This window comes from Mesorhizobium sp. WSM4906, assembly GCF_029674625.1.
Classification (GTDB): Bacteria; Pseudomonadota; Alphaproteobacteria; order Rhizobiales; family Rhizobiaceae; genus Mesorhizobium.
Map to the genome: position 1 here is coordinate 6,182,382 of NZ_CP121355.1, position 14,244 is coordinate 6,196,625.

The window sequence follows — 14,244 nt, forward strand, 5'->3', positions numbered from 1 at the left end:
GAAAGTGAAATCCGCAGCATTGGAGAAAGAGATGGACCCCCGTAACAAGCAGCGAAAACAGCAAGACGAGGCCGAGGCTTCGGCCATCGAGCAGCAGGACTGGGATTCCCTTGAGGGCGACAAGGTGCTTCCGGACAGCGTGGTCGTGGAAGAAGGCATTCCCGACGCCAGGGAGACAGAAGACACTCCCTCCGAGGAGGACGATGACAATCCCAGCCAGAACAGCGACGAGGCCTTGCCCGACGACGAGGAGGAAGAGGTTTTGTCGCGGGATCCCTCCAAGGAGGGAGGCCGGTTCGATGAGATCTAGGGATCACGCGCCTGCCTGGCCGATGAAGGTTGAAAAACATCCGACCGGCGCGGGTTGCGAAGGGCACCCGTCCCGCGGCCGCCCGTTCAATGCCTTGATCCGTGCTCCACCAGACGGAAGCTGTACCGGTCGCGTACGAATTCGTTGAAGAACCGCCCCTTGGAGCGAGCGGCCGTGAACGCGGCGTAGGTCTCAGGCTCGACTTCCTCATAGTCATAGCGGTCGCCGCTCGGCACGAACCATACCGAAAGGATCTTCGTTGCCGGATCGTAATGGGTGTTCCGGATGGCGGTGGAAGGCATGACGGACATCCTGTTTTGCCATGCGTAATTCCTTGGTTGCCATGAGGTTCCGCCGTATTGGGCGTCGGCGGCACAAAGCCTTGTGAGGGCGGCGGAATTGCCTATCTGAAGGCTATGCCATCAGCGAAATCGAGGACCGCGACTCAGCTCCGCCAGGGCGATCTTTTCGGCGCCCCAGACAGCTTGCCGGAGGGATTCCACTACCGACCGGAGCTGATCACGCGCGGCGAAGAAAGCGATCTGGTCCGCCATATCGGCTCCCTGGCCTTCAAGCCCTTCGACTTTCATGGCCATCTTGCCAACAGGCAGGTCGTCGGCTTCGGGCTGCGTTACGACTACGATCGCCGCGAAGTCGTGGAAGCACCGGCTATTCCAGATTTCCTGCTGCCGCTCCGCGACAGGGTCGCCGCTTTCGCTGGCCGACCCGCGTCCGAGTTCTCGCAGGTGCTGATCAACGAATACCGGCCCGGCGCTGGCATCGGCTGGCATCGCGACAAGCCACATTTCGAGCTCGTCGCCGGCGTCTCCCTGCTGGCGTCCTGCAGCTTCCGGCTACGCCGCAGGAACGGCGCGACTTGGGACCGGGAGACGATCGAGGTCGAGCCAAGATCCGTCTATCTCATGGCCGGTCCGGCGCGCAACGAATGGGAGCACAGTATTCCGCCGCTCGCCCAGCACCGCTACTCGGTCACATTTCGGACGTTGCGGCCCAAGCTTTGAGCGGGCGTCGGCTCACGCTCCCGGCGACGCCGACGTCACTCGCCACACCGTGTTGCCGACGTCGTCGGCTATGAGCAGCGCGCCAGATCTGTCGACGGCGACGCCGACCGGCCTGCCTCTCGCCTCGCCCCTGTCGTTGAGGAAGCCGGTCACCACGTCCTGCGCCATTCCGTTCGGGTGCCCGCCGCGGAACGGCACGAACACGACCTTGTAGCCGTTGAAGCGCTGGCGGTCCCAACTGCCATGTTCGCCGACGAAGGCGCCACCGCGATAGCTCTGCGGCAGGCTGTTGGCGGTGTAGAAGGCCAGCCCCAGCGGCGCGACATGCGAGCTCAGCGCATAGTCCGGCGGGATCGCCTTTGCCACCATGTCCGGGCGCTGCGGCATGACGCGCGGATCGACATGCTGGCCGTAGTAACTGTAGGGCCAGCCATAAAAGGCGCCGTCTTTCACCGACGTCATGTAGTCCGGCACGAGATTTGGTCCGAGCTCGTCGCGTTCGTTGACCACCGTCCAAAGGGCTTTGCTTTCCGGCTCGAACGTCAGGCCGTTCGGATTGCGCAGCCCGCTGGCGAAGATGCGCGAGCGTCCTGTTGCACGATCGACCTCCCAGATCGTCGCACGGTCCTTTTCGGCCTGGATGCCGTTTTCGGTGATGTTGCTGTTCGAGCCGACGCCGACATAAAGCAGGGATCCGTCCGGGCTCGCGACGAGGCTTTTCGTCCAGTGGTGATCGATCGGACCGCCCGGCAGGTCCGTGAGCACCTTGCCCGGCGCAGTGATCGTGGTGTCACCCGGCTGGTATGGATAGCGCATGATCGCATCCGTATTGGCAACGTAAAGGTCGTTGCCGACTAGCGCGACGCCGAAGGGCGAGTTGAGATGGTCGAGGAAGACGCCCTGATATTCCGGCTTGCCGTCGCCGTTGGTGTCGCGCAGCAGCGTAATGCGGTTGCTTGGCCCGGTGTCTCCGCCGGAGGTGACCCAGGACTCGACCCAGTCCATCACGATGTCCTTCGGCCGTTTGACCGATCCCTCGGTCGGCGCCGTGGACTCCACGACCAGAATATCGCCATTGGGCAGCACGTAGAGCGAGCGCGGATGCTGCAGGCCCTTCGCCAGCGCCTGGATCTGCAAGCCCTGCGCGACCGTCGGTTTCTCGTCGTTCTTCCAGCCGACCACCGAGGCCAGATGCATCGGCGGGAAGAAATACTGGTTTATTTCAGGGAGCCTCGGGTTCGCGCCGATCTGCTCGTTGGGATCGGTATTGTCATTGCTGCAGCCCGCAATAACCAAGGCGGATGCGCACGACAGAGCTGCCGTTGTCCGCGTGATGGATCCATCAAGTCGTCTCATCGGCTACTCCCACGTGATGGCGATAGACCAGCGCCCAGCCGAGCCAGCCGGTGAACAGCAGGATGATTACGACCAGCGCCGACAGGATCAGCCCCGTCGGCACAACGGACGTCCATGCATCGCGCGTATGGATGAGCATGTTGAAGAAGGCCAGGACGAGCGCCACGAAATTGCCGGCCATGTGCAGCCAAGCGGTCGGCTGTTCGCGTATCTGCCGTCCCCAAGTAAAGTCCACGAGCCCAACAACAGCTGCCAGAATCCCGACGATGACGCCGACCGTAACGAGCCAGGACGAGAAGTTGGCCCATGTCATTTCGGCGGTTCGCCAGTAGACTATGTCCGTCAGCAGAGTGCCGACAAAGCAGGCTATCGGGATCGTGACCAGCATGGGGTGGATAGGGTGGCCGGCTATGCTTGCCGTTGATCTCGGATTCTCCATGCGGAAGCTCCTTTCCGTAAACTCAACAAGGCAAACAGGCTAATGTTCCGCTAGGAATTGCCGCGGTCACCAGAAGGTGAACGAGTCCGCTTTCCATGTCGCTCGGCCAGGAGATCGGCCGCTACGCGCGGGCCGGTCACGATCCTGAAACCGGTCCCCGTACCATCCGATCGCGGTGCAGGTTGCCAACCGCATGCATGCCTGGAACCGTTTTCAGGATCGACGCTCGTAAGGCAGGCCGACAGGCTGCCTCAACGTGCTGCAACGGCATTTCGCCCGAGCTTCGCGCGGCACGGTTCAAATCGCTTGCGTAAGCAACCGATGCTGGGTTTGCCGCAATATCGTGACGGTGCGCCGCGCGCGGGCCTTCGTGGCGGAAACGGCGGCGAACGCTATGAAGAAGAGCATGCCCGGATCAGCGCTGCCGCCCGACACCGAGTTGGCAACGATGCTGGCGAGGGCAGCATTCCTGACGCTCAACACGACGGCGTCGGTTTCCGGGTCCAGGCGCTCCCGCGCCCGGCCAACCCCGCTGACAAGGACGGCGACCAGGATCGCCACCATCAGTGATCCGAACAAGCCAAGCTGGGACAGGACCGCGATCGGCCAGCTCGAAGCCCTCGAGCTGCCGAAACCGACCCCGAGACCGCTGGTGTCCAGAAAGGACTGCAGGCTCTTGACGTTCCAATAGGTGCGCTCCTCACCGGAGGAGGAATTGGCCTTGTTGATGATGGTCGAGTTGATCAGCCTGATGAAGGGATCCAAGGCGCCGGCGTCATAGAGACTGACGCCCAAGACGGTGACAACGCCGAAAGCCATGATGGCGAATATGAGGATCTCCTCGCGTTCGAAGCGGCCGCGCAGAACCGAGGCCGACATCGAGAAGGCTACGGGCACGCAGAGGATCGTCAGGCCGATATAGGCGGTCGACGACGTCGACAGGATAGTCAGAAATAGCAAGATGGCTGCCAGCCACTGGGCAAGACGCGATTTGGTTTTTCTCCAGTATGTGTAGCAGAACGCCAGACAGGCGAGGGAAGCGGCGGCGAAGGAAGAGGCCTCGGAGAACGCCCCCGCGATTCGCGAGAATCCTGCCTCGACCGCATCTGTCAGTAGAGCATAGCTCGCGGTCCTGATCGGAGCCAGCAGGTCACCTGCACCTGCGCATTTGCCGAAGAAATCGATCAGTCCCATGCCCGCATGGAGACCGCACCACAGGAAAAATCCACGGCGCAGCTGATCGATCCTGTCGGAGTGCAAAAACAGCATGCAAAGCGCAATGGCTGTGAGACCGCCAAGAATGAAATAGCCCGTCTGTGACGTATTCGCCGAGACCGGGGCCAGAGAGGCTTCGACGACCGCGCCGCGGGTTTTCGACTGCACGAAGACGACGGTCTGTCCAGCGAAGAGTCTTGGAAGCAGCCACGCCCCAATGATCGCGTAGGTCATGAGGCTCATGAGTATCCAGATCGAGCGGATGCTCCCGAACACACTTCCAAGCTCGAACCAGACATAACGCCTCGCAGTCACGGCTGTGACGAGCAGCGCCGCGAACAAGGTGTAGATGAGAGGCGTGGATCCGCCGAGCGAAGTGAGGGTCATGGCGGCCGTCGAGCCGAACGCCAGGGACGCCATCAGGCCGATAATCAACATGCCGCGGGAATAGTAGGCGACAATCAGGACAGCGGCGCACACTGCCAGTCCCGGAATCGAGAACTGCATCGTCGCACGGCCTTTCTCGTACAGGTCGCCCTCTGAATGCCCGTAAGCAGCCAGAGGCTGTGTCTCGCCCCACATACTTCGGCAGACGGGTGTCCCGGACAAGCGGGCCAAAGGACGTAGCCGAACATCCCACAGCGGTAGAGTGCCGGCAGATACGCCTTCCGAACGAACCGGTAGAGGGTCGGCCCCGGCGGTACGCATTAAAGCTTAAGCACGGCGGAGGTGCTGGAGACCCCGGCACGATGTAAGCTCGTTCCTGCTCGGATCGGACGTCTGGATACCAGTGCTGAATGTTGCTTGCCAAAAGCCGCGAGGAGCCGGCCAACGAAACCGAGCGCGTTGGTTTGCCCGTCATGACAGGCTGCCGCCCAAGGTGGCCGCTTCATCGCGTGCGCAGGCGCCGCGATGCCGATATAGATCGCCGCCTCCGGGTGGCTGGACTATTCGACGGCGGTCGCGATCGCGCATTCGTAATTCTGGCGCAGGCGGTGGATTGGTTGGCGTACCAGCGCGAGAAGGAGGAGCGGTATGACCAGGCGGATCAGGCGAGGGACGTTGGGAGCCAAAGAGGCCAAGCAGCTCAAGGAAGTTTACGACCGGGCCCGGGCCGTTCAAGCCAAATACGCGGAGTCCCACCTCGCGGGCCGGGCGGCAAAAACGCTGGTCGATGCGTTCGAAGCCGCGGGGCATCCCGAAGATACGGCTGTCGATCCGCAATGGCTGAGCAAGGCCGCCCCCAAGGGAAATGCGTGAAAACACCATGCAATCGAAAGCCGCGGCGGCGCCCTAAGCGCTTCGCGATCTTTCGGATTTCGCTCCATGCGCTTTAGGTTCTGATTTTACCATGTCCTTGTCGCGAAACCGATTCCCACTTTCGGGAGACATGCTCCAGGTCTCTCCTGCCAGCCTCGCATTCTCGGGCCTTGCCGGGCAAACCCAGTTGCAACCTTGGGCAACCGGCGGAAGGCATGCCCGCAAAATGCGGAAGCCAGGCAAATGCCGCCTCGCCTGACAGGGCCCGGCGCAGACATCGGTCTTCGATTTTTTCCCATCGCAGGAGCTCGATGCGGAACTTCGAAGTCGGTCGCAACGTTATTGGCGGTTGGAGAAGGGTTCCTTTCCATCGGGCATAGCAACTGAAGTCGGCTCACTGTGAAGCCGCTCACATCTGGCTTTCAAGAAGCAACTATTGTAGGTTGTGTTAAAGTTGGAGAAACTGGCGGGTCTCCATGCAGACACTGTCGCAGTTCATAGGACCACGTCCGCTTGGGGGGACGTGGTCGAAGGTCGAGTGGGGCAACAACGATTTTCTCGGTGTGGCCGCAAGAGCCTATAAACCCCATTCGATCGTGTGTCGCCAGGATGACGACGACGACACGATCTTCATCGTAAAGTCGGGCTGGACCCTGCTTTGCCGCGGACTGCCGGACGGAGAACGGCAGATCATCGACACTCCTCTTTGGGGAGACATAGTCGGCTTCCGTTCCGCGGACGGGCCTCGCTTCGCTTCGCTGGTCTCCATAACCGACGTCACCGTTTATCCAATACCAAGGAAAGCGCTGGTCGAGAGTATCTCGTCCGAGGGTAGCTTCGGTAGCAAGATTGCCCACTCGCTGGCGCGGATGAACGCCATCCTTGCCGAACATCTGGTGAATGTCGGGCGACGCAACGCAATGAGCCGGATCGCCCATTTCCTGCTCGAGTTGGAGGAACGGCTCTCCAAAGTCGGCCTGTCGGCTCACGGGAGATATGATTGTCCCCTCACTCAGAACGAGCTGGCGGACATCCTCGGAATGACCCCCGTTCACGTGAACCGGACACTGCGGGAGCTCCGCAGGGCCGATCTCGTCTCGTTCAAGACCGGCCGTGTCGAGATTCTCAACCGCAAGAACCTCGTCAAATTGGCCGGGTTCGAGAAAGAGTACCTCGGCTAGAGCATTTCACCGTTTCACGGAAACGGCGAACCGCTCTATCTCTTTGTTTTGGCGCAATTTCGGACGGAAGGCTACGGCGAGGTCGCCGAGCCCGACCGCCTCACACTTTTCCTGGTATTGCTCTAGATTTGCGGATCCAACCATGCTGGCGTGATGCCTCCCGCCTCCAGGCGGGCAGCATGGCTGCGTGCCTGCAACCAGCGGCGCAGCTTCCCTAAAATCGGAAATTTACGAAAAATTAACCTAGGTTAGCGACCCCTAATAATTCGGTCCTAGAGTAACGTTAGCCGTTCTTCGCTGGGGTAGGCGTGGAACTGCCATGTCAGAATGAAGCGATCCAGCTCAAAACAGGGCGGGCGGGGTCACTTTTCCACATTCTAGAACAAGGGGTAGTCGGCCGCCGGCGGCGGCTCGTGTGCAAAAAGGGTGGGTAGTATGAGTTCAACAGCAGGACTGGTTAATTACACCTCGATAAATCAGCCAAGAATTCCGATCAGCGGAATTGAAAGTGCTCCTCAAAAGGAATGCCTCCTCATACTGGATGGAAGGGCCTTGGACCGAGAATGTCTTGCATCGGCCCTCGTAGACCACGAACTCGGGATGGCGGTCGCGGCCATGGGTTCAATCGAAGAATGGCGCATGAAGAAGAGTTCGGTACCTCCCCTGGTCGCCATACTCTTCAACCTTGGCGGTCGGAAGATCACCGATCATGCCACGGCGGACGAGATCAGGCGGATATCGTCTGAGTTCAAATCGATCCCCGTGGTCGTCCTGGCCGACAATGAAGACCTCGCACAGATACTGGCAGCTCTCGAATGTGGCGCGCGAGGCTACATTCCGACCTCGGTCGGTATCGACGTGTGTGTCGAAGCGATCAACCTGGCGGCAGCCGGCGGCATCTTTGTCCCGGCAAGCAGCGTTCTTTCCATGCGTCATCTGATCGACTCCGACAGCCGCGACACGCAGCCTTTGTCGAGAATGTTCACGCAGAGGCAGACCGAGGTCGCCCAGGCACTCCGGCGCGGGAAGGCGAACAAGATCATCGCCTACGAACTGAACCTGCGCGAGAGCACAGTGAAGGTGCATATTCGAAATATCATGAAGAAACTGAAGGCGACCAACCGCACGGAAGTCGCCTACAAGGTCAACGATCTCTTCGCGGAAGGAGTTGCCGCGGAGCGACCTTAAACGCTAGAGCGGTTCACCGTTTCACGGAAACGGCGAACCGCTCTATCTTCTTGTTTTGACGCAATTCCGGACGGAAAACCGCTCACACTTTTCCTGGAATTGCTCTAGAACGGCCCGCCGTCGCGGGCCGTATCTATTGCTTCGACTGAAGTAAGCACCGGGGCCTCCGTTGCCTTTGCGGCAGCGGAGGCCCCCAGACAGACTGTCCGGCCTGGTCCGAGCTCCCGACAATTGGAGCCTCTGGTGGTGTCAAGTTGGAACAGCGCGCTAGAACGCTTCACCGTTTCACGGAAACGGCGAACCGCTCTATCTCTTTGTTTTGACGCAATTCCGGACAGAAAGCCGCTCACACCTTTCCTGGAATTGCTTTAGACGCTGCGTCCGCTCGGTGCGCCAAATGCTGCTCCGCCGCTTCCTGTCACCGATAGTACGAAGCTATCCGCCATAAGTGCTAACCGATGATCTTATGGAGAACGCGAAATCCCGGGCCGAACATGTAGATACTGTGTCGGAATGGAGTTTTCGCGCATGTCTGAGCAAGGTCTTCGTTTTCCAAGATCCGTCCACCTGCAGCAACGCGGCCGCCAACTGATCCCCGGCGGATGTCACACCTATGCAAAAGGGGAGGATCAATATCCTGTCCTCGCTCCGGGTTTCATCGAGCGCGGTCTGGGTTGCCGCGTCTGGGACGTCGACGGCCACGAATACATCGAATACGGCATGGGCAATCGCGCCGTCGGGCTTGGGCACGCTTACCCGAGCGTGCTGAGCGCCGTGGAAGCCGCTCTGGTCGGCGGCTGCAATTTCACGCGGCCCGCGAAGATCGAAGTCGACTGCGCCGAGACGTTCCTGGAGCTGATCGGTGCGCAGATGGTAAAATTCTGCAAGGATGGGTCGGATGCCACTTCGGGCGCCGTCCGCCTTGCCCGCGCCTACACGGGCCGCGATCTCGTTGCCTGCTGCGCCGACCACCCGTTCTTTTCGACGGACGATTGGTTCATTGGAACCACGCCGATGAATGCGGGAATTCCGGAGGCGGTCCAGAAGCTGACCGTCACCTTCCGCTACAACGATATCGCCAGCGTCAAAGATCTCTTTGAGAGATATCCGGGCAAGTTGGCAGCGTTGATCCTCGAACCGTCCCGCGGCGACGATCCTGCGAACGGGTTCTTGCACGAGGTGCAACGTCTCTGCAGGGAAAATGGCGCGCTGCTCATTCTCGACGAGATGATCACCGGCTTCAGGTGGCATGCGGCCGGGGCACAGAAACTGTACGGAATCGAGCCAGACCTGTCGACATTCGGCAAGGCACTCGGCAACGGGTTTTCCGTCTCCGCCCTGGCGGGGAAACGCGAATATATGCGTCTCGGCGGCCTGGAGCAAACGGACCGTCCAAGGGTGTTTCTGCTGTCGACCACGCATGGCGCGGAGACTCATGCGCTCGCGGCGGCGATCGCAACCATGCGGGTCTACCAGAACGAGCCCGTGATCGAGCACCTTTATGCCCAGGGAACAAAGCTGAGGGAAGGGATCGAACAGGCCGCCAGACAACATGGAGTGGATCAGCACTTCAAGGTCACCGGTCGTCCTTGCTGCCTGGCATTTGCCACACTCGATCTCGACGGCAAACCGTCGCAGACCTACCGCTCGCTGTTCCTGCAGGAGACGATCAGGCGTGGGGTGCTCATGCCGTCCCTGGTCGTCAGCTACACGCACGACGACGACGCCGTCATGAAGACTATCGAGGCTGTCGACGGAGCCTTGGCGGTCTATGCGCGGGCACTGGATTCGGGAGCGGACCATTTGTTGGTCGGGCGTCCCTCGCGGGTCGTGTTCCGCCGCTACAACAGCGGCGATGAGCGGGCCGAAGTGATCGCGGAGAGTTCCGAAATCGCGACGGGCGCGATCGAAAGGCAATCGGAAAGCCGGCTCGCAGCGACAGCTTGACTAGATCGGTTCATCGTTTCACGGAAACGCCGAACCGCTCTAACTCTTTGTTTTTACGCAATTCCGGGCGGAAAACCGCTCACACTTTTCCTGGAATTGCTCTAACTGAAAGCGCCTTCGGTCCCTTCGATCCGGGCACCAACAATCACCCGACCGCAGACGGCAAGCTTTCGTCAAGTGAGACGATGGAGAGGACCTTCCTGAACTCACGGTCCTGCAAGTACAGAATCCGCTGATTGATCTGCAGTGACCTCAGGTCCAGGGAAGGTGTATTTGCCCAGCCAGTTGACGGCTTCCTCGATCGTATCGAAATTCTTGTGTTGCCCCGTGAGCAACCCGAAACCTGTCTCAAGGAACCATTTGCCCTTGGTTGAATAGGTCTCCTCGTCGATCCGGGTAAGTATAGCGACCAGTTGGTCGAACTTCCATACTAGAATACCCGACTCTCCGCCCTCAACCGTTCCTATTCGGGCCTCGTTGAGCGAAAACCCCGGAGCAAGTCTGGCGTGGCCCACCTTGATTTTTCCCCTCGAACTCCACACGCACGACAAAAATGCCTAGCGTGGATCGCTTCTTCTGTGTTCGGTCTTTTTGTTGCGAACGTCGTCCTGCCGGACGACGGGTAAGTTTGTTAGCAGATCGTCAGATACGTTCAAAGGCCCTTTCGCTCGTCATCCACTGTTGGTTTTTTGGTGGCGTCCCACTAGAAAATATTGGCTTTTCGGAGCGTGAAAGCCTCGGCGAAATGCTCGGGCGCCCGGCACTCCATGCCGCGCAATCGGGCAAGTCCGACGAAGGTCTCGCGGTCGAACCAGTCCTTAGAGCGCTGCGTCCCGAAGTGCTCGTGGAGAAGCTCGATCTTGCGCTCGAGAACCTTGGCCGCAAGCGGCACATAGGCGTTGGGCTGGCCAAGGTCGCCGTCCCACTTCGGGATCTCGTATTCGAGCACCAGATGATCGCGGAAAACGTTCCAGGTCAATTGATTGACCTCTCGATGATCCTGATGGGCGTCGAACCTGGCGTGCGTAAACACCACGTCGGGGTTGATCCGTGACCGCATATCGATCAGCCAATGCTTTATCGATCGGCTATGGGCTGGAAAGTAGCTGTCTTCGAAATCGGCGACGTCGACCGTGGACGCGTTCGATCCTTCGAGGAAGGATTTCGCCGATGCCCTGGCCTCGGCCGATCGCTGCCCGCCGGCGCTCAACACGCACCAATGGACGTTCAGTTTGACCCCCGACGCGATCAGGCTGAGGATCGTGCCTCCCGCTCCGATCTCGATGTCGTCGGAATGGGCGCCGAGGCAGAGGATCGAGACTTCCTCCCCTCGACGCGCGAGGCCAAGCCCCTTCATGATGCAGCCATCACCATGCTGCGTCTGATCTTCTCGGCGGTGATCTTCCGGTTCCAGGGCATGTCGCCCTTCTCGACCATGTCTTCCAGCGACTGCCAATCGCGCAGTGTATCCATCGAGCGCCAGAAGCCTTCATGCTTGTATGCCATCAGCATGTTGTCGTCGATCAGCCGCCTGAAAGGTTCGATAACGAGCTCCTCGCCGTCTCGCATGTAGTCGAAGATTTCCGGCCGGAACACGAAGTACCCGCCGTTGATCCATATCTCCGAAGTCTCGGTCGTGCGGAACTCGCGCACCCGGCCGTCCTCGGCGATGTCGGCCAGATGATAAGTCAGCGGCGCCCGCACTGCGAGAAAGCAGCCGATCTTGCCGCTGGCCTCGAACTTCGCGATCATGTCGTCGAGGTCGACATTGGTCAGACCGTCGGAATAGTTGGCCAGGAACATCTTCTCGTTCTTGACGTGGTCCTGCGCCGCCCACAGGCGCTCCCCGATGTTGCGCCAGATGCCGGTGTCGAGCAGGGTGATGCTCCAGTCCTTGACCGCGTCGCCAAGCAGCTTCACGTCCTGGCCGCCATGCGTGACGATGCAATCGGAGAAGGTCTGTGGCCGGGTGTTCAGGAAGAAATCCTTGATGACGTTGGCCTTGTAGCCCAGGCATAAGACGAACTCGTCATGCCCGTAGTCGCTGTACCATTGCATGACGTGGCGCAGGATCGGCTGATGGCCGAGCGGTATCATCGGCTTCGGTATGCTGTCGGAATAGTCGCGGATCCGCGTGCCGCGGCCGCCACAGAAAAGGACGACTTTCATCTCGATAACTCCGATGGATCGATCACTGCCACGAAAGGAATCGGCACCACGAACTTCGCGCCCCAAGCGGCGACGTGGTGCATCTGCTTGATGATCTCGTCCTTCAAGTTCCACGGCAGGATCAGGATGTAGTCCGGCTTCGCATGGTCGACCGCCTCGATCGGCTTGATCGGGATGTGCATTCCCGGTGTGAAGCGGCCGTGCTTGTAGGGATTTCGGTCGACCGTGAAGTCGAGGAAGTCGGTGCCGATGGCGCAATAGTTGAGCAGCGTGTTGCCCTTGCCGGGCGCGCCATAGCCGCAAATCCTCTTGCCTTCGCTTTTGGCCGAGATCAGGAACGCCAGGAGATCGCGTTTCGCGCGCTGGGCCTTTTCACCGAAGGAGGCGTAGGTCGCCATTTCCGTGAGCCCGTGCCGCTTTTCGCGATCGAGAAGTTTGGCGACGCGGTCGTTGACACTCCAGCTGCTGTCCTCGTTGGCGAGATAGACACGCAGTGAGCCGCCATGCGTCGGCAGTTCCTCGACGTCGATCACGCGCAAGCCGTGACGGCTCGCCATCAACTCGATGGTCAGCAACGAGAAATATGAAAAATGCTCGTGGTAGATGGTGTCGAACTGATTTTCGGCCATCAGCCGTTCGATATGCGGGAATTCGAGGGTGACCACGCCTTCCGGCTTGAGCAGGATCTTCATCCCGGCGACGAAGTCGTTGAGGTCCGGCACCTGCGCCAGGACGTTGTTGCCGACGATGAGATCGGCGCGAAGTCCTTCGCTCACCATCTGAAGCGCCAGCCGCACTCCGAAGAAGTCGACGCGCGTGGGCACGCCCTTGTCGACCGCGGCCTGGGCGACGTTGGCCGCCGGCTCGACGCCAAGCACTGGAACACCGAGCGGCAAGAAGTGCTGCAGCAGGTAACCGTCGTTGCTCGCGAGTTCCACCACGAAGCTGTCGGCGCCAAGGCCAAGTCGCTTCGTGACAGACTCACAATAAGCTTTGGCGTGGGCTACCCAGCTCGTCGAGAAGGAGGAGAAGTAGGCGTATTCGCTGAAGATGGTCTCGGCGCTGATATACTCCTTGAGCTGCACCAAATAGCAGGTGTCGCAAACCAGGACGTTGAGCGGATAATAGAGTTCCATATGGTCGAGTTGGTCGGCCCGCAGGAAACTCTCGCAGGGCGGGGACATGCCAAGGTCCACCAGCGTGTGGCGCAGACGCGATCCGCAGAGCCGGCAGCCGACTGGCCGGCGCCCCATGTCGTGATCGCGGACGACTTCGATCGCCTGAATGTTCATTCCTGCTCCTGCCCGATTGAATTGAAGAAGGAAACGCGGTGGCCTGACGATGAACCTGTGCCTGCCGCGTCTCCCCAGGTGGATGAAAGCAACTTAGATTCGAGTGCCCGCGGGTTCGATTTGCCAATCCGTTGGGTGCCTTAAGCCTTATGGAGAAACCGCGGGGGGCATCACCCCGCCCAGCCCACCGAAGGGGTAGTGCGATCGGCCGGGCGTACCGCGATCGGAGGCTCCGATAAGGCTTTGGTAGCTCTTCCAGCCCAGGCATGCCCTATCGACAATCCGACCGGCTGTCTTGCCACCTCGAGGCCAAGGTCGACATGCGATTTACTGAGACGAAGCTGAGCGGTGTCTGGCTGATCGAGCCGACGCCCATAGTCGACGACCGCGGTTCCTTCACGCGCCTGTTCTGCGAAAAGGAGATGGCCGATTGCGGGCTGGCAACGCGCTTTGTCCAGCACAGCCGGTCGCATTCGGTCAAAAGAGGCACGCTGCGCGGCTTGCATTATCAGCAGGAGCCATATTCGGAAGTGAAGCTTGTCTCCTGCGTCCGCGGCGCGATCTTCGACGTCGTGGTGGACTTGCGCCTGAACTCGCCGACACGCCACAATTGGCTGGCCTTCGAGCTCACTCCCGAGAACATGAGGCAGGTCTACATCCCTGCCGGATTCGCCCATGGGCTCCAGACGCTCACGAACGATGCCGAGGTGTCCTATCTGATCTCGCAGTTCTACACGCCGCATGCATCGACGGGCCTGCGCTACAACGACCCTGCCTTCTCGATAAACTGGCCTTTGATGCCGACCGCCATGTCGGAAAGGGACCTGAACTGGCCGCTGCTGAAGAACCTGGTTTCCTAGAGCGG

At 60.1% G+C, this 14,244-nt stretch carries 15 protein-coding genes; 7 read left to right on the top strand and 8 right to left on the bottom strand.

What is annotated here, in order from left to right; all coding sequences use genetic code 11:
* Positions 1-31: 31 nt before the first annotated feature.
* A complete protein-coding gene (locus QAZ22_RS29965; RefSeq protein ID WP_278204516.1) occupies positions 32-310 on the top strand; it encodes a hypothetical protein in 279 nt (92 codons plus the stop codon).
* Positions 311-396: 86 nt separating this feature from the next.
* Here the strand turns inward: QAZ22_RS29965 and QAZ22_RS29970 are convergent, their stop codons facing one another.
* Complete coding sequence (locus tag QAZ22_RS29970) at positions 397-612, bottom strand: KTSC domain-containing protein (RefSeq protein ID WP_278204518.1); 216 nt, start codon at positions 610-612, stop codon at positions 397-399.
* Between the two features lie 114 nt (positions 613-726).
* Here QAZ22_RS29970 and QAZ22_RS29975 point away from each other — a divergent pair, with 114 nt between their 5' ends.
* Positions 727-1,332: an alpha-ketoglutarate-dependent dioxygenase AlkB gene (locus QAZ22_RS29975; protein ID WP_278204519.1), complete on the top strand. Its 606-nt coding sequence runs from the start codon at positions 727-729 to the stop codon at positions 1,330-1,332.
* Between the two features lie 12 nt (positions 1,333-1,344).
* On the opposite strand, the gene QAZ22_RS29980 is transcribed toward QAZ22_RS29975, so the two are convergent.
* The 3 genes from QAZ22_RS29980 to QAZ22_RS29990 form a co-directional block, all read right to left on the bottom strand.
* A complete protein-coding gene (locus QAZ22_RS29980; protein ID WP_278204520.1) occupies positions 1,345-2,688 on the bottom strand; it encodes a sorbosone dehydrogenase family protein in 1,344 nt (447 codons plus the stop codon).
* The gene (locus tag QAZ22_RS29985; RefSeq protein ID WP_278204521.1) at positions 2,675-3,127 is read right to left on the bottom strand and encodes a DUF2231 domain-containing protein; all 453 of its coding nucleotides are present in this window, start codon (positions 3,125-3,127) and stop codon (positions 2,675-2,677) included. Before QAZ22_RS29985 ends, QAZ22_RS29980 begins: the two co-directional genes overlap by 14 nt.
* A gap of 297 nt (positions 3,128-3,424) precedes the next feature.
* Positions 3,425-4,849: a hypothetical protein gene (locus QAZ22_RS29990; RefSeq protein WP_278204523.1), complete on the bottom strand. Its 1,425-nt coding sequence runs from the start codon at positions 4,847-4,849 to the stop codon at positions 3,425-3,427.
* A 528-nt stretch (positions 4,850-5,377) separates the two neighbouring features.
* Here QAZ22_RS29990 and QAZ22_RS29995 point away from each other — a divergent pair.
* From QAZ22_RS29995 to QAZ22_RS30010, 4 genes are all read left to right on the top strand, one after another.
* Positions 5,378-5,602, top strand: a complete 225-nt coding sequence (locus QAZ22_RS29995) for a hypothetical protein (RefSeq protein WP_278204524.1) — start codon at positions 5,378-5,380, stop codon at positions 5,600-5,602.
* A gap of 476 nt (positions 5,603-6,078) precedes the next feature.
* Positions 6,079-6,783 (top strand): Crp/Fnr family transcriptional regulator, encoded by a 705-nt coding sequence (locus QAZ22_RS30000; RefSeq protein ID WP_278204525.1) that lies wholly within the window; start codon positions 6,079-6,081, stop codon positions 6,781-6,783.
* 492 nt (positions 6,784-7,275) lie between these two features.
* Positions 7,276-7,971 carry a response regulator transcription factor gene (locus QAZ22_RS30005; protein WP_278207985.1) on the top strand — a complete coding sequence of 232 codons (696 nt, stop codon included), beginning with the start codon at positions 7,276-7,278 and terminating at the stop codon, positions 7,969-7,971.
* Between the two features lie 528 nt (positions 7,972-8,499).
* A complete protein-coding gene (locus QAZ22_RS30010; protein WP_278204526.1) occupies positions 8,500-9,918 on the top strand; it encodes a glutamate-1-semialdehyde 2,1-aminomutase in 1,419 nt (472 codons plus the stop codon).
* 206 nt (positions 9,919-10,124) lie between these two features.
* Here the strand turns inward: QAZ22_RS30010 and QAZ22_RS30015 are convergent, their stop codons facing one another.
* From QAZ22_RS30015 to QAZ22_RS30030, 4 genes are all read right to left on the bottom strand, one after another.
* Complete coding sequence (locus QAZ22_RS30015) at positions 10,125-10,433, bottom strand: hypothetical protein (protein ID WP_278204527.1); 309 nt, start codon at positions 10,431-10,433, stop codon at positions 10,125-10,127.
* A gap of 188 nt (positions 10,434-10,621) precedes the next feature.
* Positions 10,622-11,275 carry a PIG-L deacetylase family protein gene (locus tag QAZ22_RS30020; RefSeq protein WP_278204528.1) on the bottom strand — a complete coding sequence of 218 codons (654 nt, stop codon included), beginning with the start codon at positions 11,273-11,275 and terminating at the stop codon, positions 10,622-10,624.
* The gene (locus tag QAZ22_RS30025) at positions 11,272-12,087 is read right to left on the bottom strand and encodes a sugar phosphate nucleotidyltransferase (RefSeq protein WP_278204529.1); all 816 of its coding nucleotides are present in this window, start codon (positions 12,085-12,087) and stop codon (positions 11,272-11,274) included. Before QAZ22_RS30025 ends, QAZ22_RS30020 begins: the two co-directional genes overlap by 4 nt.
* On the bottom strand, positions 12,084-13,379 hold the full coding sequence (locus QAZ22_RS30030; protein ID WP_278204530.1) for a class I SAM-dependent methyltransferase: 1,296 nt from the start codon (positions 13,377-13,379) through the stop codon (positions 12,084-12,086). Before QAZ22_RS30030 ends, QAZ22_RS30025 begins: the two co-directional genes overlap by 4 nt.
* A 320-nt stretch (positions 13,380-13,699) precedes the next feature.
* Between QAZ22_RS30030 and rfbC the strand changes: the two genes are divergently transcribed.
* Entirely contained in the window at positions 13,700-14,239 is a 540-nt protein-coding gene (rfbC, locus tag QAZ22_RS30035; RefSeq protein WP_278207986.1) for a dTDP-4-dehydrorhamnose 3,5-epimerase, read from the top strand.
* Positions 14,240-14,244 lie beyond the last annotated feature (5 nt).